Source organism: Actinomadura sp. DC4 (assembly GCF_030406325.1).
Lineage (GTDB): Bacteria > Actinomycetota > Actinomycetes > Streptosporangiales > Streptosporangiaceae > Actinoallomurus.
This window is the reverse complement of record NZ_JAUEQY010000049.1, coordinates 7371-31515: the sequence shown is the minus strand read 5'-3', so window position 1 is coordinate 31515 and position 24145 is coordinate 7371. Positions and strand designations below refer to the sequence as shown.

Here is a 24145-nt window from a genome sequence, read left to right as displayed (position 1 = left end):
CCGGAGGCCGTGTCCCCCTGTCGCTGACGTCGTCGTGCGCTCCCCCACCGGCGTAGCCGGAGCGCGGTACGAGCGTCGCCGGACCGTCACATGGGGCGGGAGGCGAGGTACCCTCCTGATCGGGATTGGGCGATGACCACGCGCGGCCCTCCTGCCCCGCCGAGGGTCGCGACCCGTCCGTCCGGAGTGATGATCTCGATCGTCAACCGCAGAGCGAACGCGACCTGCGCGGGATCGTCGAGCCTGCCCTGACGCCGGGCGAACTCTTCGGCCGTCCTCCGCATCATCGGCGCGTCGCCACCCAGGAGCGCCACCGACTCCAGGACCGCGTCGAGCAGGCCGCTGTGCCCGACGGCGAGCTGGACCCCGTAGCGTACGGCGGTCTCGGCCTGCCGCCGTTCTGGCACGTCCCCGAAGATGCTGGTGAAGGAAGGAAGGCCGCCGACCGGTGGAGTCTCCATCGCCGAGGGCGGTGGCACCGCCCATGGCGCCGGCACGTTCCCGAACCCGGTGCCGAAGGAGGGAAGACGGTCCATCGGCGGGCCCGCCAGCGGCGGCGGCACCTGTCCCGGCCCGTGGTGGGCATCGTACTGGGGTGGCAGGACCGAACGCCAAAGGCCTTCCAGGTGTGCCGCCGACTGTTGTGGAGAGGACTCCCATTCCACGACCTTGGCGTATTCGCGGCGTGCCATCTCGGCCAGCTCCTTGTGCTGCCGCCGGGCCGTCTCGACGTCGACACGCTCGGCTCCGAAATGCCGGATCTCGATCACCGCCTGGGGGACGATCAGCGCCCCGAGGTGATCGTCGAGGCTTCTCAGAGTGGTCGCCTTGAGCGCTTCGGCATGCTTGATGTCAGTATCGAAATCCTGCAATAGGGCATAACAAAGATAATCTTCGATGGTCTCGATATCCAGCAACGGGAGCCGCAGGCTGAGAATATCCACCTGCTCCCGCGAACCATCCATTGGATCGTCCGGATCCGAATAATTCGGATCTTCGTAATGATCTCGCCAGCGAGGGTTCCTGGCTTCGTAGTGCTCGCGGAAACTGTCGAGAACGTAACGGTTGTTCGAGTCCAGGTAGTCACGGACGTCCGGTTCGAGCCTATCCAGAATGTCGGAAAGCTCGTTCCGGGAGATCACATCGAAGTTCCGCTTGACGTTGCCTTCGGTGAAGTGGGAGTTCGCCATGCTCGCCGCGTGGGAGTAGGCGAGCGCGGCGACACCCCAGAGCGCTCTGACCTTCGGGACGACCGAGAACCGCATGGCGAGCGCGTTCGCGTCCAGGTCCGGTGCCAGTTGCCGCTGCTCTTTGTCCGCCCACCAGCGAACGAACTCGCCGGCCAGGTCCTGGCCGAACCTGTGACCGTCCGCCATCGCATCGCGGTTCACCGCGCCCGTCGCCCGCTCCGGATACGATCCCGCTCGTACGTGGTCCAGGACCTCGGCCAGCCCCGCGAGCGGGACACCGTGGGAGTGGTGGACGTGCACGCCTCCCCACTCGCCGATGGCAGGTGGACCGATCGATGACTCGCGGCCCAGGTCCGTCAGCACATAGCCGTCCCCAGGGCGGAAGATCTCGCCCAGCGGGACCGGTGAGGCTCCACTCCGACCAACACGGAGTTGCAGCTCGTCCTCGGTCCGCCGGGTCTCGTCGAAGATCGGGTCGACGGGCGGATAGCCGGTTTCCTCAGCCAGCGTCTGCAGCGGGCCGGCGACATCTTCGATGATGGCCGCCACCTCCCAGTTACCTTCGTGAACTCCCGCGCCTGCGGCCGTTTCCTGATTCAGGTAGAACTTGCCGTCCGCCCCGCGAAAATAGAGCTTCTGCTCTACTTCGATGCGGATACCAAGCCCCGGATGTTCGGCAAGAGGCCTCTTCCGACGGCTCGACACGCCTGCGCCGTTCTGAGTCGGCAGCGTGACCTGCCAGAAACGCTCGAACTCCGGCCCCGAACCTGCGAGGAGGTCATTACGCGGGCCCGGCACCACACTGACGGCGATGGTGTCACGGGGAAAGCCGTGGCTGGTAGGCAGGAACTGCAGGCTCTGGAAGCCGGCGGGCAGCTCGGCCTGGCGCCCGGTCTGGCCGTCGAGGAACACCACGCCGTTGCGATCGTCGTGGACGACGTTGAAAGCGTGGTCGAACCTCCTGCCGCCCACGCTGACCACCACGATGCCGCGCGCGCCCACGCCGGCGGCGAGTACGGCGTTGACGATCGCGTGGTAGCCGGCCACCTCGACCGGATCCCTGCCGCGGTACCTGCTCAGATTCTCCCGTACCCACGGCATCTCCGGAGGCGCCGCGAAATGCCCCATTCCGTCGCCGGCATCCCCCTGCTCTTCCAAGGTGAGATCGGTGGCGATGGCGGCGAGCACACAGTTGGTGAGGTGTCCACCGCCGTTGACCCGGCCGGGATTGACGTCACCGAGCATGGGATGACTGCTGGAGAACACGTCTTCGGACAGCTGCTCGGGCACGGCCTGTCTCGAGTCCGGCGACATCGGCTTGAACTGACCCCGCACCTCGACCACCTTGGGCCGGCCGCCGTCCGGCGAGAAACTCATCCAAGGCGACCCCCCACGCCGGCCCGAGCCGATCCGCGCCCGGTCGACCCGCGCGATCACCCTGATGCCGAGCCGCTCGACGGCGGCCCGGACGTCATCCACCTCGGCCGGCCCGACCACGATGAGCCGCTCGGCGGAGGGCCGCAGCATTTCCGGGGTCAGCCGGGCGAGATCCGCGACGTCGAAAGTGTCGGCCTTGGTGACCAGGCGATCCGGCAGGATGGCCGGAGGCATGCGCCGGGCGGCGGGCCCCGTCGTGGCCACAGGGGTGACCGTGAAAACATTGTCGACCATCTGCCCCAAGGCGACCTGGAGGCAGGCGGGAGAACCCGCGCCGGTGCTGTGGGTGGAGGTTCGCCACGCGGCCGGGCACGGACGCTCGGTGAAGGATTTCACGATCGATCGGCCCTTTTAGTGTTCCGGTACGGCTCTGTGACCTCTACGCAGAACGCGTCGCTGTAGGAGGACTTGTGCCAGTCGCGGTCCTCCTCCAGTGAGACCGGTTCGTCCAGTGAGACGGACTCGTCCGGTGAGATGGCTCCGGGCTCACGCTGTGGGCCGGTCAGCACCTGATAGACGCGCCGGGCGATGCCGCCCCCCGAGCTGCTATCGGAATCGCTCGCGAAGCCACCTGTCAGGTGCTCCGCCGGTCCACGCACCTCTCGCGACGTGGATGTGGATGCTGTCGCCGCGGTCGTAGAGCCGACCGACGACGCGCGGCCGGGTCCTTGCCCGACGAAGTCGGTGAGAGAGGCGTGGATCCGCTGGAAGAGCCGGAAGACGGAATGACCGGGATCCAGCTGCGCCAGCCCATCGGCCGGGTTGAGCAGCCTCGCGTCCGGGCCCAGATCGAGCGACAGTGCCATCGTGTGCAGCGGCCGGCCCGCAGACCGGCCGGACGGATACTCCATCCACGTGACCTGGCCGTCCAGGTTGGCCGCCACCAGCCGGTCCTCGCCGGCGGGCTGAGCGATGACCAGTGAGATCGAACCCGGACCCGCCTCGACGAGAGCCTCTTCCAGCCGCCCGACGGATGCCGCGGCCGTATCACCGGGCCACATCTGATATGCGGACCGGACCAGAGGCGCCACCGACGCATCGTCGGCCGGGCCCCCGCTCGACCGCTCAGACGAGTTGGAGCCGGCCGACCTTTTCGTCCCAGACCTCCCCGAGCCCGGCGACGACGACACCTGCTCGCCCACGCCCTCGAACACGCCCCGGCCGCTGTCCCGGTCGCTATGAGGGTCGCTGCGGTGGTCACTGTGGTGGGACTCGGCGACGTTGAGCGGCAGCCCCACCACCGGCCCGCCGGACTCTGGCATCAGATAGACGTAGGACTCGTCGGCCCACAGCACGTGCGGCACCAGCGTCTCATCGCCGAGCAGTTCCTGGTACGTCTCCTCGGCGATCGGCTTGATCCGGCCGTCCGCGCCACGCAGGGTCATCCTGGTCGCCATGTGGACGAAGTCGTCGCCGGACCGCACCCACGAGTCAGGAGAGAGTTCCCGATCATCCTCGTCGTAGAGCCGGATCGTGCCCGTCTCGCTGACGTCGTACCAGTCGTACGCGGAGGATTCCCTCGTCGCCAGCCGTTCGAGCGAGTGCCAGAGCTCCGCGCCCTTGCCCTTGCCCTTGCCGTTGTCGACGGGCGGCGTGACACCTTCCACCGCGCGGATACCGCCACGATCGGCCGGCGAGCTCGAGTGGGCGGAGGACGCTGTCCCGCCCAGCCGGGTGATGACGTTCTCGGCCGCCTGCAGCGCCGCCGCCATCTCCTCTTCGACGTCCGCGCCGAAGAGCGCGAGCTCGGCCAGACCGTCGCGGACCGTCGCCAACTCATCGGTGAGCACCTCCGCTTGCGAGCCGTCCCCGCGGAGTACGGCGGATGTCGCGCGCACGATCCGCTCCACCTGCGCCGCCGTGACGACCGAGTCCGCGTCCACCGCGCCGAACAGGACGGGATCCAGACGCCATGCCGTGGCCAGCACCGATCCGACGTCCCGCACCCAGTCGGCGCTCGTCTCGCCGAACATGGCCAGGTCCGCGGCCGTGATGGCCGCCGAGGATCCCGCCGTACGCGACGCCCTCGCGACCGTGAGGGCGTCGTCGTGCGCGCGCCTCGCCATCGCGGTGACCATCGTGTACTGGTCCCGCAGGCCCTCCAGCGTCTGACGGTGCTCGAACTCCCCGCCGAGTCTGCGCAGTTCGACCAGGACGAGGGGAAGCTCCAGCCGGCCCCTGTTGGTGTCGGGCTCGTCGAAGTGGGTGTCCACGCCGAGTGCCTGATCCTGATTGATCGACGGCTGGCCCGGCAGCAGCGCCGTGTTCAGGTACTCGCGGACGGTGTGTTCGGTCTCGTCGAGGTTTCGGAGGCTGAGCGGGTCAGTGCCCTGGAGTTTGGGTCTGCGCTGTCCCATCCGGTCGACGAGCCGTCGCTCGATGTCGGCCGCCGCGTTCTCCAGGAACTCCCGGACCGGCTCCGGCAACGTCGCGCGGATACCGGCCAGTGACGTACGTGACGCCGCCGCCGCACGCGCCTTCAACGCGATGTGCTTCTTCGGCTTACCCTGAACGATCGGGGCCACCTGCGCGTACACCAGCGACAAGAAGCCGCGCAGCGCACTGACATCCTCATGATCGGCCAGCAGATGCACCGCGTAGGACGGGATCCGTTGTCCGGTGTACTCGGCGGCGACCTCATCGCCGAAGTTCAGGCCGTCCGCGAGATGGTTCCGCGCGTCGAGGCCCGGGCTCGTCTCGTCGCGGACTCTGCTCAGGAACTCATGCATCCGGGTGATCGGAACACCCGCGGTGAAATGGGTCAGGAAATCGAACGACACGCCGCCGGGATTGGACCATACGGTGGCCCCCCGCGCCTCGTCGGAGTACGCGAACCCTTCTTCGGGGAAGAGCGTCTCAATGCTCTGCCAGCCGTTGGAGTTCTGCATGCTGTCGACCAGCTCATCGAACCTCGCGAGGACGTGGTCGCCGTCCGCCCGGCCGATATCGCCAGGAACGACCATGATGGGCGCGGTGACGATCTCTAGGACCTTCTCCTGCTTCCGCTCGGCGAGGACCTTTCCGTCCTGATTCAACGCGTCCCGGGTCATGTAGGCGGTCCCATCGGTGGCCCAGAGGTACGACCCGCTGTCGAGTACGACGGAGAAGCTCCCGTCGCGCGCGTCGATCCGGAACTGCCGCAGGCTCTCCCTGCCGACGCCCTCCCGTGGCCGGACGATGACACGAGCCTCGGCCTCGAACCCGAGCCCGGCGCCCTTCGGTCGGTCCGCCGCCCCCCAGGTCTCCTGGACCGACCGCGCCGCCTGTATGTCCTCGTGTCCCGTGTCCGAGGGCCCGGCCTGGCTGCTCTGGCGGTTCCGGGTGAGCTCCTGGACCTGTGCGGTCGCCCGCCGCATCTCGTTGATCCACTGCTGGCGCCCCAAGGTGGAGCTGTGGGTCTGGGCCGTCTCGATGAGGGCTGAGGCGCGGTCCCAGATGGCCAGGTACGCCTGCCTGTCCCCCTCGTCCGCGTTCATGTCCTCGAAGGTGTCCCAGAAGGCGGTCACGGCGCCCATCAAACGGCCGGTCTCCGATTCGATGTCCCCCGACGACGGGGAGTCATCCGTGAGCGCCCGCTCGTCGTCGTGTCCGGCCGGGTCCTGGTCCTTTGCGTCCCCGTCGTCCGGCAGACCTTCCTGGGCTTCGCGGATCGTGTCCAGAGCGCTGCCGACGGCGCGAGCGGAAGACGCACCTTGCTCGCCCGGCTCGGCGACCACGTAGGTCAGCTGCTGGTTGAGAAGCTCCTCCACCGGTCGGTCAGGGTCGGCGACGCCGAGGACACGCCTGAAGGTCCCGTCGTGCTGGAAGACGCCGGCGCCGGTGATGCCGCGACCGGAGAACCAGACGTACGTGCCCGCCGCCAGGTCCGTCCGCAGCCTGTCGGTGATCTGGGCGGGCCGTCCGGTCCATGTTCGCAGAGTCGTGGCCACCCAGTCGGGCATCGGGTCGCGATCGGCCGGCCCCAGGGATTCCAGCGTTTCCCTGAGGGATGCCAGCGCCGGGGTGAGACCGGGGTCGACCTCGATTTCCCTGATCTGGGTCTCCGGCGGCCGGCCGTGTGTGAGCCAGAGGAACGAGGACAGCTCGTACTGGCGCTGGGTCGCCTCTCTGACCGTCCCGGCCACGAACCGGATGGCGTCGATCCGCCGTTGAGGACGTTGGAACGGCGAGTGATCCGGGTGCGGGTCACTCAAGGCGAGGTCGACCTGCGTGCGGCCCACGTCCGCCACGATCTGGGGGTCGATCACGGCCGTGTTCGTCCTGCCCCCCGGCGAGTTCCGCCAGGCTTGGTCCAGGGCGCTCAGGTCGCGTTCGAATTCCGTCTGCGCCGCGTCGACCTCATGCCGCGCTCGGTCGCGGGCCTCCTGCACCGTCGAGGTCACCGCCGGCCTGATGTCGTCCCACGGGATCGACGGGACCGCGTCGTCGATCGTCTCGATACCGAGGAAGTGGTCGCGCTCGCGGACGAAATAGATCCGGGCGCCGCCGGGCGGACCCAGGTCGATGTTCCGCTGCCCGTACTGGATCAGGGTGAGGGGCAGGCCCAACTCTTGCGCGGCCAGCATCGCGACCTGCTCGCCCGCGTCATGGTCCCATTCGTTCATGGTCAGCAGCTGCTGGACCAGCACTCTCCTCCGGTCGGGCAACGAGACGCCCTCGGGCACGAAGTACGGGGCGTACCGCGTCGAGAGTTCCTCTCCATGCTCCGCCAGTTGCAGGTCGGCGTTCAGCCGTTCGGCCAGGAATCGTCGCATTGCCTGCACGTTCTCCGAGGCCCCCGCTGTGGGGGCAAGCCGTAGGAGCCGGGACAGGTACGGACGGGCGATGACCCACAGGCTGTGGTGGAAGCAGTCGCCGTCTCCGGGGACGTTGACGGTCCTCATCCCGTGGCGCGCGAGCAGTTGGTCGAGCGCCCTGCGGTTCGGCGCGTTCTCGCCGGAGAGGGTCGGCGGGGTCATCTCCCCGACCACGCCCCCGCCCGCGACGTGGGAGGCCGGGCGCGACACGGTCGACGGCGACGGAGTCCCCCGCGACGTCGTCTCGCCCAGGCCGGGCGGGCGGGGCGGCGTGTCCGAGGCCACGACGTCATCCCCACCCCCGGAGACCTCCTGCGGCCCGGCCGACCGCGACGGGGCGTCCTGCGACCCTGCCTCGTCCGAGCCGGGTGGGGAGAACGGCACATCGGAGATCGCGCGACCACCCGTACCGTCGGAGATCTGCCGCGACTCCGGCAACGGGGCCGGGATCTCCTCCGCCGGGCCGGACCCGAAGTACTCCTCCGCGTCATCAGGTAGTACGGCGACCACGAAGGTGTACGACGCCTGCCGGGTCATGTCGCGTAGCCGAGTTTCCGACAGCACGGCGGTGTTCGGCTCACCCAGAGTGTAAGTGTGGAAATACCCGCCGCCCAACGCGATGGCAGCCAGGCTCAGCCCGCCGCCGGAGCCCCAGATCAGCGTGTTCCTGGGCAGTCCTTCCGGCAACCTGCTGGTCTGCCAGACGACGCGGAGGGTGTGATGGTTCAGATGCCGGTCGACCCGGGTGGCCTCGGGCAGCCTGGGGTCCATCCTCGCGAACTCCACCGCCAGCGACAGGCCGAATCCGAATCCGGTTCCGAGCTCGGTCGGCGTGGTGACGATCTGAGCGACCGTGACCTCCGGCTCCGGCTCGTACCCGTGCCTGAGGTTCAGGAGCCAGTGGATCAGGGCGGAAGTGCCCATCGCTCCCATGTCACGCCAGTTCTCTGCGGGCAGTCCCCCGCGGCCGACACCGTGGCTGCCGTCCAGGTTCTCGTACAGATGGGCCTGGCTGATCCGCAGCCCGACCGGTACCTCCTCGGGGAGGCGGAACACGCGCACCGGTTCAAGCGCCAGGGAGACTCTGCGGTCCGCCGGCGAGGGCTGGTCCACTTGAGTTACCTGATCCGAGGCGGCCGGCCGGGCGATCACGAACGTGTGGGGGCCGGGGCCGAGCAGATTCAGCCCGCGATCGCGTGCGAGGAACGTCACTCCGCCACCGGGCACGAGATGCCGGTAGCGCCCGTCCGGCCGGACGTACACGGCTCCGGTCCGTTGGCTGCCAGTGAACCAGACCCAGGTGCTCGACGGGAGGTCCAATGGCAGGCTGTGGGTCTCTTGGACGATACGTTCCGGGTCCTCGGACTCGAAGTACGCGCGGACCGTGTCCTCAGTTCGCGCCGACCGCCTTGCCAGCTCGAAGTACAGTACGGCGCCCCATACGTCGGCTTCCACCACATCGACTGCCGTGGTCCCGTCCCCCGACCCGCCCTGCGTGACCCACGAGATGGGGGCGAACTCTCGGAACGAGCCGTCGACCCGCCAGGCCTCCTCCTCCAGGTTCGGCTCGCTGATACGGCGCTCGCTTCCGCGCCGGTACAGGTGCGGGTCGGCGGGCATCGGCGTGTCCGTCCAGACGGACGTGTCATCCGGATCGAACGCCGGTTCGGGCTCCAACCCGGTAGGAGACCCGATCTCGTCGAACCGGCCGCCGTGCCCTGGGAGCGGGCTCAAGCGCGCAGGCTCATGCGGCCGGGCGATGACGTACGTGAACGGCCGCTGGGTCAACCGGTTGACGTGCCGTTGCTGCAGTACGCCCGTGAGGTTGATGTCCGGGGCGTAGATGTTGAGGTTTCCATCGGTCAGCGCCACAGCGGCTCCGGAGTAGCCTCCACTGGATACCAGGAGCCAGGCCCCGGGGGGCAGGTTCTCCGGGAAGTCCTGAGCGTCCTCGACGAGTTCGACGTCACGGGCCGGGTGGTCGCGCAGGAACTGAAAGGCGCGGCGGATCAGGGGCACGCTGCGGTCCAGCCGGAGGAAGCGCATCGCGCCTTCGATGTCCGAGACGACCTCGGCGACCGTGACGTTCGACACCGAGTCGCCGGGTGCGAAACCGGTGAGCCGAAAGATCAAGGCGTACTCCGCGAGTGGCCCCTCGTCGGACCACTCGCGGACGTCCAGCCCGGCGATGCCCACCCCGACCTTGAGGCTCTGTCGGTTCAAGTACACGTGCGCCTGGTCGAGCCGCAGCTCGGACGGCGCGGAGTGGAAGGGGAACACGACCGCCGGCACCACCGGTTCGGCGATCACAAGGTCCGCTGAATCGCCGAGCCTGGCCCGCAGGTCCCTCAACGTGGTCTCCCGGACGCCCTCCCCGACGACGTACACGCGTGCTCGCCCGCCGGGCAGGACGACGGCGGATCCGGTGGTTCCGCGGACGGAGAACCAGATCCGGGTGTCCACCGCCAGTACGTCCGGCAGCTTGAACGCCATGTGAGGGATGTGGGTCGGCGATCGGTCGAGAGCCTGAACCGCCCGGGCGGGAAGTCCCTGGAACCGGTCGGGTGTCATGAAGAAGTCGAGTGCATGGGGCCAACCGCCGCCGACGATGTCGTTGATCGTCACCTCCCGGTTCGGCCCGCCCATTTCCTGCCAGAGGATCGCCGCGTAGTCCGCCACCGGCTCTATGCGCATCTGGGCGAAATCGTCCCTGTCGTACGGGCGTAGGTCGGCTCGACCCTCGTCGTCGACGCGCAGGTACGCCTCGGTGAGCGAAAGATCGTTGCGAGGGGCGGGTGGGCGCACCACTGACGGAAGGTGCCTCGTCTGGATCAAAGCGCCCGGCTGCCGCTGAGAGATCCGCCTCGGCGGCCGAGGATCCGAGGGTGCGGGAAAATCGTCCTCGGAGTGGGTGTGCCGATCGTCCTGGCTGCGCGCCCGCGGGCCGAACTGGACAGTGGTCCGGGCAGTCCGGGCAGTCCGGGTACGCGGTGCGCTCCGTAGCGGAGCGACGGCGGCCACGCGTGCGCGGAACTCACGGAGGAAGTGCGAATCGAGAGTCAGCTCCGGCAGCTCGCCGGCCAGGCGCACGCTCCCGTCCGGAGCCCGGGTGAGCACGCTCCCGTCGCCGGCCAGGTCCAGTGAGCGCGTGATGCTCGTCGGCCGTTCCACAGGCCGGCCCGACGGATACTCGAACCACCTGACCTCGCCACCCTCGGCCAGCGCCACCAGGAAGCCGCCGCCGAGAGGGAGCGTGACGAGCGAGAGAGAGCCCGTGCCCGCGCCCAGGAGATCCCTCTCCAACTGCTGCACCGACCAGGCCGTGCTGTCGGACCAGCTCCGCTGCGCACGGTTCAGCCGCGTCCTCTGGGCCAGCCGCAGTGGCTCCGTCAGCTGATCCAGCAGCGCGGCGACCGGCGCCGCGTCCCCGTCCTGCCAACGCCCGGCGCCTCGGGCGTCCGGGCGGAGAAACTTCTGCAGGTCGCGGAGGATCCGCGTGGCCTCGTTCACCCGATCCTGGTCGTCCGTGTACGCCATCGCCGCGGCGAGCTCCGCGTCGCCCCGTTCGTCCCACCGGCTCTCGTGTTCGGCGGGCGCGGGGGGCCGTCGGGGCCCCTGGTCCGCAGCGATCTGCGCTGTCCCGTCTCGCAGGGCCGCGATGCGCGCGTGGCGCCAGGCGACCTCACCCCGCCAGAACTCGTAGGTGTCGAAAGCCCCGCGCACCAGATCGGGAAGCCCAGGGTGCAGTACCGCCAGCTCTGACCGGCGGATGCGGATCTCCTCGGCGACGGCCTGCTCGAACGTCTGCTGGTCGGTCATCGCGGACTGGTAGAGGCCGCCCAGCTCCGCGGTGCTGATACTGAAGGCGTGGGCCTCGTCGCGGTACCACGTCGACAGCAGCCCGTTGTCATACGCGAGGTTCACGGTGAAGAGATGTTCGCCGGACTCGTCGGCGACGTGCAGCCGGTTGTGCTCGTCGACCCAGTTGCGGGACGGGTCGAAGGCATGTACCTCGCCGTCGGGGTCGATCCACCTTCGCAGCTGGGTGCCGTCGGCCCGGCGGACGTCGACGCGCACGTGCGTGTCCAGCGCGTGCGCCACGTCGCGGGCGAGGTGTACCGGGTCCCGGCCGAGTACCGAGGCCGCGCCGGGCAGCGGCGGCGGGGTGCCCAGCGGGTTGTCGGCGCGCATACCGTGCATCTGCCCGACAGCCCGGATCAGCTCGTTGACCTCGGCCGCCGAGCGCGTGGTCGGGCTGAGATACGGCGCCCCTTGCCGAGTCCGCTCGCGAGGCGGCGGCTCCCGACGCTGGTCAAGACGTTGCAGCTCAAAACCTTGCTGCTCGCTGGGCGGAGGCGGCTTCCGCAGCCGACGCCCACGACGCCGCTGCTCGACCAATCGCTGTTCACGGACCCACTGCTCGTGAACCCGCTGTTCGTAGCGCTGGTATTCGTCCAGCTCCCGCGCGTAGTCCCAGGACCTCCCCCGCAGATCTCCGCGGTTCTGTCGCAACGCGACGTCGCGCATGGGGACCATGGTCTCCACCGCCCACGGCAGCAGCGCCCGGTATGTCGCGTCGGTGAGGGCGGCCTCGTCGGCCTGGATCACGATCGGCCGGTCGGTGCCGACCTGTTCGCGGATGTCGCGCGCCACGCTCTGGTACGCCCGCTGTGCGTCGTAGCGGTCCTTCGCCGCGTCGGTCAGCAGCGTGGCGAGGTCGAACGACGGTGCGTCGTCCATCGCCGGCCAGAGGTCCGGCTCCGGCGTGGCCTCCGCGATCTTCTCTTCCAGCCGCGCGCGCAACTCGTCGATCTCGGCTTGGAACAGCTCGGCGTACACGTCGCCGGTGATCGGATCGCTGCGGTAGGTGCCCTTGAGCTTCGGCTTGCGGAAGAGGCTGTGCTCGACCTTGCGGGCGCTCAGCCGCCCGCGGAACCGGAAGCGAACGAGATAGACCGGGCCCTGTTCCTTCGCGTGCTGTTCCCTGCGGTAGTTCTCGGTGCCGGCGCTGTTCTGGTTCATCGAGGTGACACGGCTACCGGACGTGCCGAGGTCCCACGTGCGCGGCTGTTCCTGGTTCTGCCCGATCTGACCGTGGACGTCCAGGTTGTAGTCGGCTTCGAGTCGGACCTGGTTGGTGCTGGCGGACGTCGTGGTGCCACTCTGGTGCTTGTTGTAACGCCCGGTACCGGTGCCGTTCTTGATGGGAGCGATCACCTCGAGGTCGTACAGCGCGCCCTTGAGGTGGAGGTCGGCCCGCGTGTCCGAGCTGCCGGGCAGCACGAGCCCTTGCGCCACCGTGTAGGTGTCACCGCCCGTCGCCTCCCGCAGATGGTTGGTCAGGTGCAGGCGCGAGGTCAGCACGGGGAGTGACAGGCTCGAGCGGGTGCCGCGATCACCGGTCTTCGCGCCGAACGCCTTCTCGACCAGGCTGGGTTCGAACACCTTGGCGAGCATCTTCTGCGCGATCGGCAACGTGTCGTCCAGCAGGGTGCCGGCGATGAAGGAGTTGCCCGGCAGCTTCGGCAGCGGGACGAAGTTGCGAGGCGTCGACGGGCCGTGCGACACGCCGGACTCGGTGATCCCGCGCGGCACCTGCAGCACCAGCTTGCCGGGCACCGTGACGCTCGTGGTCCGGCCGTGGTGGGTGAGGCCGTCGAACATGTTCAGCAGCAGGTTGTTCAGCGGGCGGCCGGACATCTTCAGGCGCCGCACCTTCACCGTCAGCTCGTCGCTGAAGCTCGTCAGGTAGTGCCCGGACCAGTCGTAGACGGTCTGCTCGGTTACCCCCTGCTCCGCGCGGGTGGTCCCCCGGTTGTGTCCCTCGGCGACCTTCAGCCCCCCGCCGGCCGCCCCGGTGGTGGGCTGCGCGCCGCCGACGTTGAGCTTTCCGAACGTCGCCGCCTGCGAGGCGTTCCTGGAGGTCCCGACCGACGAGCTGTAGTAGCCGTGCGAATAGACCTCGATGCCGGTGCTCGGGACGAACTCCTCGATCTTCGGCTGCGAGGTGAGGACGCTGGACAGGTTGACCTCCACCACGTCCGCCAGCAGCCAGCCGACCGGATTGACCAGATAGAACGACTGGCCGTTGGTGGAGAGCAACTCTTCGAACAGGCCGATGTCCCGGCCCTTCGCCAGCATCGCCTGGAGCGCGTCGACGCTGCCGTGCGTCTCGCCGAGCAGCCTGCCCGCCCGGCTCCAGATCTGTGCCCGCGCGGCCAGTATGCCGGGCGCCACCTGCTCGATCTGCTCCCGGACGATGTCGTAGGTGGTCCGCTCGTTGTCGTGCGTGTAGGTCTGGACGCCGCTGTGCCCCAGCATCCGGCCGCCCGGATCGTCGCGGGTCAGGTACTCCGGCAGCTTCATATCCTGGAGCGGCGTCTTCGGCTCCGGCAACGGACCCGCAGGACCCATCCCGAAATGCTGGTCGAACGACTCCCTGTTACGAGGGTCCCGGATCGGCAGCCCGCCCTTGATGTGCAACTCGCGCAGGAGGCGGGCGAGTTGCGCCTGCTCGGCGGTCGGCACGTAGGTACCCGTCCAGCGCACCAGGATCTGGGCCACCATGTCGCCGCCCAACCTGAGCCGGCCGGCCTTCCAGTCGCTCATGGCCGCGCTCAGCCGCCCGGCGGGGAGGTCCGCCTCGCCCCGCACCCAGCCTTGCAGGTCCTTGGGCGTCTCGATGTGGACGAACGGATCGTGCGGCGCGCCCAGGCTCACCCGGTGTGCGAAGAAGGCGTTGTCGAACTCGTCGCGGGTGTCGCGGTTCGTCACCGGCGACACGCCCTTCCGGTGCGTGTCCACCAGGACGTGCGCGAAGCCGAGGATCCGTTGCCCGATCGTCTCGTTGGCGCCCCGCTCCGTCATCCAGCGCGTAAGGATGCCGGCGACGACGTCGTTGCTCAGCACCAGCCCGTCGTCACGGGCCGGAGCGATCAGGGTGTCCACCCAGCGGTTCATGGCGTGGTCGAGCTGGTCGTCGGAGATCGGCACGTGGCCCTGCGCGTACCGTCTCAGGGCTTCGGGCTCCGACAGCAGGAACATCGTCGTGCGCCCGTACACCTCCCGATCGACACCGTGCCGTGAACTGGTCGGCAGGAGCTTCGCCTGTTTCTCCTGCCGGCCGCTCACCGTGAAGTCCACCTGGCCGGTGAAGGCGTACGCGTGGTTGAAGTCGAGCTGGATCAGCTCCTTGCCGCCGGTGCGTCCGCGCGACTTCGAGGTGTTCCACTGCCAGTGCCGGTTGACGTCGCCCTCACCGCTCAGGCCTGCGACCCCCGCGACGCCGCCAACCGCGATGTCGAGCTGGTCCCAGGTGAGCCCGAAGGAGTTGTTGTCGGTGAGGCTGTTCTCCGAGAGCAGCAGCTTGATGTCGCCCTTGACAAACTTCTCCCTGGTCGAGCCGCTGAACCGCACATCGCGGAGCGCCCCGGAGATGTCCAGCCCGGCGAAGGTGTCGCGGAGGAAGCCGGTGTCGAAGAGCCGGTTGGTGGTGTACTCCCCCTGGAGGATCTCGCGCAGATGGGCCCGCACCGAGATCTGGTTGGTGAACGTGCTGATGCCCGAATCCGCCGTCTCGGCCGGGCCGACGAGGTCCGTCAGCACCCGGCTCGCCGCGTCCCCGAGACCCGAGGTGTCGACGAAGTAGACCAATCCCTGGTCGAGCAGATCCTTCTCCGCCTGGCCCTCCGTTTTCGGCCCGCGCTGGTCCATGGTCCCCAGCTCCAGCAGATGCGCCACGGCCGGCTGGTTCTGCAGACGGAACACCTGCGGCGGATTGCGGCGGCCCTTGCGGATCCTTCCCTGCAACCCGGAGTGCTGGTATTCGAACGTGACCATGTAGTCGCTGGTCAGCTTGAACTCGTCGACCTCGCCGGGGAACTCCAGCAGTTCCGGGCGGTTGTTGAGGAAGCTCACCGAGTCGGCGGCGCCGACGGTCTTCTGGAACGTCAGCCCCATGGCGGCGCCCCTGAGGTAACTGTAGAAACCTCTCAGCGACACACCGACGGACAGGCTGCGGGAGTGGCTGGTCGACTGGCCGGTGATGTTCATGCCCATCGCCAGGTTGACCGTGTGGTATTCGCTGGTGGTCCGGAGGTAGTCCGGCTCGGCGCTCTTCTCGGCCTTGATCGTGATCTTGACCGAGTCGACGTCGAGGTCGGTCCCGGCGATGCCGGTCCTCTTCCGGAGCGTGAAGGTCATCCCGTCCTGGTGGATCTGGTCGTAATGCGAGTCCAGGCCCTGAAGGGAGACCATCTTCTTCAGCAGATCCCAGTTGTCCAGCCGGCTGAGCAGCTCGTTCTCGTGGCTGAACCGGCGATGGCCCGCGAAGTGGTTGTTCGGGTCTTCGGGCAGGAAGCCGCGTCCGCTCACCTCGCGGACGATCGCGTTGCCGATGTCGGTGACGGTGTCGTCCGCCACCCTGACCAGGCCCATGCCGATGCCCTTGCCCTCCTTCACGTGCAGAGGGACCGACTTCGTCGGCGGGTCGGTCGGCCGGCGTCCGGTGTCCTTCACCATGTCCGGCGCGTACCGGACCCTGTCGCCGGGCGGCGGGTTCTTCAACGCGTCCCGGTCGACCGGGAACCCGTGCGCGAACGCGTCCTTCACCGGCATCCGTAGCAGCGTGCGGCTGTAGACCCCGCGCGTCCGCCCCGGCAGGTTCCCCCGGCCGCCGCGCACGTTGACCGTGGCGCGGAGCCCGAAGGTGGTCTCGTACGCGGCCGTGCGGCCCGTGTAGCGCGGCACCAGGACCCACAGTCCGACGCGGTTGGCGGAGACCGAGTCGGAGTTCGAGGAGGTGTAGGACATGGACAGACCGGCGTTGATCCCCACCCCGTCCCCGACCGGCAGCGGCGTGGTGTCGAACTCCACGCTCGGGAAGGACAGGGAACTGGACTGGCTCAGCGTGTGGCCGCCGCTCGAGCCGTCGATCGCCGTCCGGACGTCTTCCAGGTGCACCTTGTCGCTCATCGCGCCGACCAGCGTGTTCGCACCGATCCGCTCGCCGTGGAGGTTCACCGTCGCGACCGTTCGGCCCCTCGCGTCCGGGAGGTTGAACTCATAGCCGCGGTCCTCGTTGACCACGTCATCGAGGTGGGTGTTGAGGTTCCACAGCTTCTGCAGCAGCGTCTCGCGGGTCACGCCGCCGGACTCCAGGACGAGCCCCTTCGCCTCCAGCGCGCCAATGATCTCGTCGAACAGCTGCGGGATGTTGGTCATGCCCGAGGCGTGGTAGTTCCGCGGCTGCTTGTGCTTCCACGCCCTCATCTCGTCCCCGATCGCGGTGACCGTACGCGGCGCGGCCTCCCTCGTGTACGGGTCGGCCAGCCACAGCAGCAGGGCCTCTTTGCCCGACTCGGGGATGGAGGTGGGTGCGATGTCTTGCCACGGCTGCGCCGGCCGGCCCTTCTGCTGCTCGCGGGCCTTGAAGGAGATGTTCACCTTCGGATACGCAATGAGATGCGCCTGGATCCGGGCGTCCTCCACCTTCCCGCGTTCGGCGTCCGCGACATGGGTCGCGCTCAGGCTCGACTGGTTGGTGGTGCCGGAGAGGGCCGCGCCGACGCCCACGACGTTCAGCGGGGTCAGGGGCACGCCGATCCCGAACGTCGCCGCGAGCCTGCCGCGCGTCGCGCCGGCCTGCCCGCTCATGGTCTGTGTGTGCGCGCCCGTCTGGTAGACGGCGTTGATGGTGTCGACGGCGGAGAACTCACCGTCGGGAGCCGGCAGCGTCGACGGCGCGATGTACGAGCCGGCCGGATTGCGGTTGACCTTGTGCGGATCCTGGGGGTCGAAGGTGATCAGAAATTCCATCGACCCGAGCGGCACCATCAACCCGCTGGTGTTGTCGTTCCGGCTGTTGCCGAGGAGATAGGGGAAATTGGCCAGCAGCCGCTGCACCAGGTCGGACTTGTCCTTGTCGGAGAACGTCTTGCCCCGAGCGAACATCTCCCACTGGATGCCGGCGAGCAGTTCTCGCATGTACGGCAGGCCGGCGCGGGGCACGCCGACCGAACGCGCCATGGCATTGATCTCGGGGGCGGGCACCAGCACGGGCGCGCCGGGGGGCAGCGGCAGGGGCGGCGGCTTGTCGTCCGGGATGAACGTTCCGGAGTAGACACCACGCAGTGATGATCGCCCGGGATACGAGGTGGTCGACAGGCCGGTGCCGTTCAGCGCCGAGTGCTCCGCCTGCGGGAGGTCCGGCGTCCCCGGCCGCGACGGTTCCTCGACCCGGATCGTCGGTACCCCGCCCGAATCGGCCATCTCGTGCTGCCGTTCGCCGTCGACGGTCAGCGACGTGGCGATCGGCAGGCCCTGCGGATCGCCGGGCTCGTACAGCCGGTACGCCTCTTCCGCCGGATCCCCGTCCCGGCCGTGCCCGCTGAACGACAGGCGGGTCTTCCCCGGTTCGAACCGCATGACGTCCGGGGCCGCGAGCACCGGCCCGTCGAACAGCCGCGCCAGCGGCTCCGCCAGCGTCGAAGCGCCGGGAATCAGCAGGAACGGCTGCAGACCGGGGGCCTTCGCGGCGATGGTGGCGTGCAGTGCCTCCACCGAGACCGGCCGGTCACCGACCATCACCTTGCCGTCGCGTTCCGCGCCGAGCACGAACACGGTCTGCGGCGGCACCAGGGCGCCCAGCTGCTCGATGGCGTCGGGGCCCAGCATCTCGTCGGGTGCCCCCGGCAGCCAGATCGCCGCCGGCCGGCCGTCGAGCGTCACGCCGACGTGAGTGTCGGCGAGCATGTCCTCGATCGGCATCGGCAGGGACTGGTCGGACGTCAACGCCGGCGTCGCCTGATCGGCCTGCGTATCCAGTGCCGTCTCTTCGGACTCCCGGTCCGGCGTGCTCTGCTCGGCCGGTGCATCCTCCTCTGCCTTCGAGGGGTCGGGCGTCTCCGTACGGCTCTCGCTCGTGAGGGCCGGGCTCTCCTCGTCCGGGCTCTCCTGGTCCCGGCGGAGCGGATCGGCAGCGAGGTACTCCGCGAGCTCCTCGCCGGCCAGGGGTCCATAGCGGGCGATCTCGGCGGCGACCAGTTCCCGTTCCGTCTCCATGTCCCGCACGGAGCCCTCGTCCGAGGAGAGCTCACCCCGAGCATCGAGGATGTCCCGCGCCGCGTCCCTGAGCCCGCTCGCCGTGCCGCTGGACCGCACCTCGAGCGTCGTACGTGCTCGCCCCACGTCCGTACGTGCGGCGTCGGCGAACTCCGCCGTCCAGCTGGGCAGCGGGTCGTCCGTCCCCAGGCGCGGAAGGCGGACGATGTCACGCACGGCGTTCTCCGCGGCCCGATGCCCGGACCACACGATCTCGGTCGCCGCCACCATCCACACGAGCCCGAGCCACTGCTCATGTCGATCGTCGGCCGTCCTGGAGGGCGTGTACCCCGTCAGACGTTCGACGATCACCCCTGCCTCGTGACCGATGCGGGCGTACTGCTCCGGGAAGCGCCTGACCATCCGCAGCGTGGCGACGGCATCGGTCACCCGGCGGTCGTCGGGAGTGAGGCGGGACGTCAGGTCAGGACGGAGGTCGAGGACCGGGTCACGGAGAATGGGGGCGAGCTCGCGTGCGAGCGCATGGCCGGCCGCGTGAGCCGCCGCACGGTCGGCCGCACGGTCGGCCGCACGGTCGGCCGCGTGGTCGGCCGCGTGGTCGGCCGCGTGGTCGGCCGGCCCGGCGGCCCGCGCGATCTCGGCGGCCACCAGGATCCCCACCCGGTCGACCGGCGAGGGGTACCCGCCGAGGTCACGCTCGGACGGGATTTGACCGGTCAGGTCGCCGACGACCTGCTGCATCGCCTTCGTTGCCCACACGTGTTCGTCATCGTTCAGCAGATCGAGGGTGATGCGGGCGCGGTCGAGATCGATCTCCGCCTCGACCGCCGCCGACACCACCCGGTCGGTCGCCGGCACAGGTCCGGCCGCATGCGACAGGCCCAGCAGCGTCTGCACCAGGTCCATCGCGGCGCCGTGCCCGGAACGGAGAATCGTGAACGCGACCAGGTCCCGTGCCTCGTCCGGCAGCGTCGCGGGTCCGGCGTCATTCGCCGGAACGTGGCCGGTCACGTCCTCGATGATCGCCCGGGCCTCGCCGTCGACCTGGTCGTACCGGGACTCCGGCAGCTTCTCGAGTCCGCTGCGCGCCTGGTCGAGGGCGGTCCGGTCAAGTTCGAGATGAGGCACGGCCGGTTCGGTCGTCCCAGGTGCCTTCGACTCGGGCACCGTCGGGCCAGGATCGGGGTCGGCGACGTCGCTCCGGTCGGGCGTCTCCCGGCCGGACTCGGGAACCGGCGCCTCGGAGATCGTCTCCTGCGGGAGGGACTCCGCACGGGCGGGTCCACTGCCGGGGTCCTCGGTCCGGGTCTCCGTGTGCGCGGCGTCCGGGCTCGCCGGATCGGGGCTCGTACGGGACGGCGGGGTCTCCGGCCTCGGCGACTCGACCAGGGTGACCGTACCGTTGGCGTTTCTCGTCTCGGTGAACCCGCCAGGGCCCGGCTCCGAGGATCCCCGATCGCCGGCCGGCCCGTCGTCCGCGCGTATGTCGTCGATGGTGACCGGATCGTTGCCGGTGCCCTTGCCCGTACGGCGCGGTGGTCTGGCGGCGGGGCCGTCGTTCGCCGCCTTCGGGTCCTTCTGCCACGCGCTCCGGCGATCGGCGGCATCGGTGTGGTCGGCCAGGGAAAGGCCCTCGATGCCTCGGCCTCTGAGCAGGCCCTGGCTGCCTCGGTGCCACCCGCTGCCCAGCGTGCGGGTGCGCAGTGCCGCCTCGGACGGGCGCATCCGCCGGACCCGCCTGGCGCCCGCCGAGCTTCGCCGGAGCTTGGCCTTGAGGCGGTTGACCTCGCTCTCGCTGAGTCCCTTGATCCCGGGGCCCTCGCCGGTGCCGAGCTTCTCGCCGGGAGTCCGCCACGGGTCCGGGGTCTCCGCCGCCTTCGCGGCGAGCTCCGCGTGTCGCACCTCATCGAGGGTCATGGGCACGCCGTTGAAGCCACGGTCCAGGTCCGTCGCCTGAGCACGGTCGGCGGGGGCTGGACCTGGGTCGGCCGCCTCCGTCGCCGCCTGCCAGCGTGCCTTGGCGCCCTTGAGCTCCCCCTTGCTCAGCCCCGGTAGCCTCGCGTCCCTGCCGGAACCGAGCCTCTGGCTGGGAGGCGGCGACGCCTCGTCCGTGCGCGCACGTGCCCGCGCCGCCTCGCGGCGCTTCTGGGCCTCCTCCCCGAGCGCCTTGCGTTCCTCACTGGCCAGCTCCCGCACGCCGGCGGGCCTGGCGTCGTCGCCACTCGACGACCAGACGGTGCTGGACAGCACGTCCGCGCTTGCCGCCGGCGTGGCCACCGGATCCGCCGTACGGTCCCGGGCCGCCGTGCTCGCCGTCTCGTCCGTGTGCTTCCGGGTCGACGCCGCGTCGTTCCGGCGCTGCTGGGCCTCCTGCCCGAGCTTCTTCCGCTCTTCCCTGCTCAGCCCCCGCCCACCGGTGGACTTGGTGTCGCCGGTACTCGACGACCAAACGGTGCTGGACAGCGGGTCCGAGCTTTCGGCCGGCGTCTCGGTCAGCGAACTGTCGGTCGTCGACTCGCCGTCCAGGGTCGTCCGGAGTGTCGTGATCGCCTTGCCGCCCCCGGTCGCGGGAAGCGTCACGTCGCCGACCGGGCGGAACCGCAGGCCGAGACCCCGCAGGATCGAGGAGAGATCGACCGCCTCACCTGTTGTCGCGTCTCGCGCGGTGATCTTCACGCCGCCGGTTCTGAGGCCGTAGTCGACCTTGGTCGCCGGCTTCACCTGGAACGGCAGGAAGCCGTCGCCGACATCCCCCGCGCCGGAATCAGGACGTCCGCCGGAACCGGGGGCGTCGAACGGTTTCCCGCGGCCTCCCCGCCGCCTCTTCGCGCTGCCGGTGGTGGGATAGGAGGGGTCGAGGAGGGTTCGGGCGGCCGTGCTCGGGGCCGGTGCGGGCGTGATGGCCCGGCCGTCGCGAGTGGCGATCAGCACGCGAGCGTCGGCCAGCGAATACCGGCCGCCGGCGAGCCGCTTCCGCGCCGCCTCGGCGGTGTTCCCGTGCTCGCCGAGGGCCTCGTCCGGTGAGCTCGTGGCGGTGACCCGGTCGATGGTGTACTTGCCGGGGCTGGTCGGGTCGACCAGGACGACACCGTCGTCGCTGGAGTGGTAGAGCACCACGGCGTGGCCGACATCGCTGGGCCGGCCGATCATCACGAACGCGGCCGTGCCCACGTCGGCGGCTTCCACCGTGCGGATCAGGGTGTCCCAGTCATGGCCGCCGACCGCCGCCCACATCTCACGCGGCAGTCCCAGGTAACGGCGGAGCCCTCCCGTGCCGGCGTTGATCCCGATGTCCTCTTGCGCGCGCTTCGTACGGATCCCGCCGGGGATCAGCTGGCGGGTCAGCCCCTCGACCATGGTGAGGCAGTACTGGCTCCATTCCTCCCCGGCCACCGGCCCCGACTCCTGCGGGCTCTCGGCCTTCTGGGCCGCCGCCGCGGCCCGGTCGGCGGCCTTCACCACGCTCTGCTTCTCGGTGGCGATCCTGGTCGCGGTCCCGTTACGGAACGGGTTCATGTCCGCCCCGGTCCCCGTGGTACTCGGACCGGCCGGAGGCTTGGTGACCGGGCTGCTCTTGGCGCCGGAGTCCGTGTTCTGGTTCGCGGGGTTCTGGTTCGTCGCCGAGGTGGCCTGCTCGGTGATCGCCGCTTCCTTCGCCGACGTCGTACCGCCCGACGTGGACGTGGACGTGGACGTGGACGTGGATGTGGTCGTGGTCTTGGGTGGGGTCGTGGTCTCTGGCGTGGTCGTGGCCGACCGGCTGTCGTCGCGGCGGGGAGCGTCGGAGGTGGACGAGGCTTCGCGCGGCCGGTTCGCGGAGCCTCGGGCCGCCGGAGTCTCGCTTGTGGAGCCGGTGGCCGGTGTGGTCCTGCCGTTCCGCGTGACGTCCGGCTCGGAGGCGGACCGGGGGATGTCGGCACCCGCCTTCGCCTGCACGACCGGCTCGTTCGGCTTCCCGGTGTCCCGGCCGGCCGATCGGGTCGGCGTCGTTTCCGACGGAACGGGGTCGGTGTTCGTGCGGCCCTGTGAAGAGGGCAGCGAGGTGGACGACGCGGTACGGGGGGAACCCCCGCTCGTGGCCGGCGGGCGCGAGCCCGGGGTGGTGGTCGACGGTGAAGCGCCCTGGCCCTGCCTTGAAACGATCGGTGGGGCGGTCTCGGACATGGACCTCGTCACGTTCTTGGGCAGAACCGCCGGCCCGGTCCCCGAACCCGACTGCACCACACCGTCTCTGGGTGTGCCGGTCGGCTCGGTCGTGAAGCTGGACGTCGTGCTCCCGCCATCGATCTGGCTGTCCGTCCGGCTGTCCGTTTCGAACGATGTGGAGCTGGAGCTTCGGCTCGACGGCAGGAAGGCCGGCGAGTCATCGTCGGCGCGCTTGCCGTCGCCGGGGGCGCCGTCGCGGCGCGCCGGAGTCTGGGAGGGATCGACGAGCGTGCTCTGTGAGAACGAACCCAGCCCGGCCGGGCTCTTGGGGAGCAGCGGCAGCGTGTCGTCGTCCGTAGCGTCGTCCGTGCTGTGGTCGATGCCGTCGGTTTTGGTGTCGTGGGGGAGGTTGGCGGGGCCGTGGGCCGGGGGGTGGGGGCCGACGGTGAGGGCGGCGGCTTCGTGGCCGATCTTGCCGGCCACACCACCGGCCAGGCCGGAGGTGAAGGAGTAGGGGTTGAAGGAGAAGCCCTGGCCGTTGGCCTGCATCACCAGGCCTTCGGTGATGGCCTCGTGCAGGCCCTCTTCGGCCAACTCGACCAGCACCGGGATGCCGACCTGGGCGATCCGGACCCGCAGCGGCGTGTCCGCTTTCTTGACCAGGTTGTCGACGATGTGTTCGGCGATGTCGCCGGTGGTGTTCTTCTCGATGGCCGTCAGCGGCGTGTGCCCGAATTTTTGGGCTGCCTCGTTGACCGCCCGCACCACGAACGGCGTCAACTCCGACACGCTGAACTTGGCCCCCAAGATCTTGGAGAACAACTTGGTCAGCCCGGTTGAGGCCCAGTGGGCGATTATCGAGAACGGCACCGACAGGGCCCCGCCCATCGCACCGACCTCGACCGCCATGATCGTGGAATTGGTGTCCCACTTGGTCCGGGTGCCCTTGGCGAACTGAACCGCCTGAGTCAACACGTCCAAAGCGACCTGGAACGCGATCCCGAACAGCTCGGCCATCACGAACTGCAGGATCAACCGTCCCCACAGCCGTTGCAGCAAAAACCGCACGATGGCGATGCGACCGGCCGCCCACACCATGCTGGCCCCCGCCGTGTAGTACGCCGCCGCGATCGCCCAGGCGATCTGGGCGATCAGCAGCACGATCTCCTCAATCGCAATGATCTTGACGTACTCCACCTGCGTGGCGGCTTCGTCCAGGAACTTCTGCAACTGCGCGAACTGCTCCGCCGACTGCGGCAGATAATACGGCGGCTCCGCCACATACGGGCCCATCGCCTCGGCGAACTTGATCGCCGACTTCCCCGTGAAATTCTCCCTGATCTCCTGAACCACCCGCAGCAGATACGGAGCGGCCTCATTCTTCACACGATCACTGGCGATGCCCCAGGCCTCAGCGGCCTGCCGCAACGAATCCTCATTGACCGACGGCCACTTCTCGCCGGTCAGGACGAGAAACAGCCCCCGTACCCGTTCGGGCACCTCCAGAGCCATGTG

The 24145-nt window shown here is 69.4% G+C and carries 2 protein-coding genes; both read right to left on the bottom strand.

The features are described 5' to 3' along the window. Positions 1-86: 86 nt before the first annotated feature. A complete protein-coding gene (locus tag QWU11_RS44395) occupies positions 87-2963 on the bottom strand; it encodes a toxin glutamine deamidase domain-containing protein (RefSeq protein WP_290120627.1) in 2877 nt (958 codons plus the stop codon). Further along, positions 2960-24142, bottom strand: coding sequence for a hypothetical protein (locus QWU11_RS44390; protein WP_290120626.1), 21183 nt, complete (start codon positions 24140-24142; stop codon positions 2960-2962). The genes QWU11_RS44395 and QWU11_RS44390 overlap by 4 nt, the downstream gene beginning before the upstream one ends. Between the last annotated feature and the right edge of the window lie 3 nt (positions 24143-24145).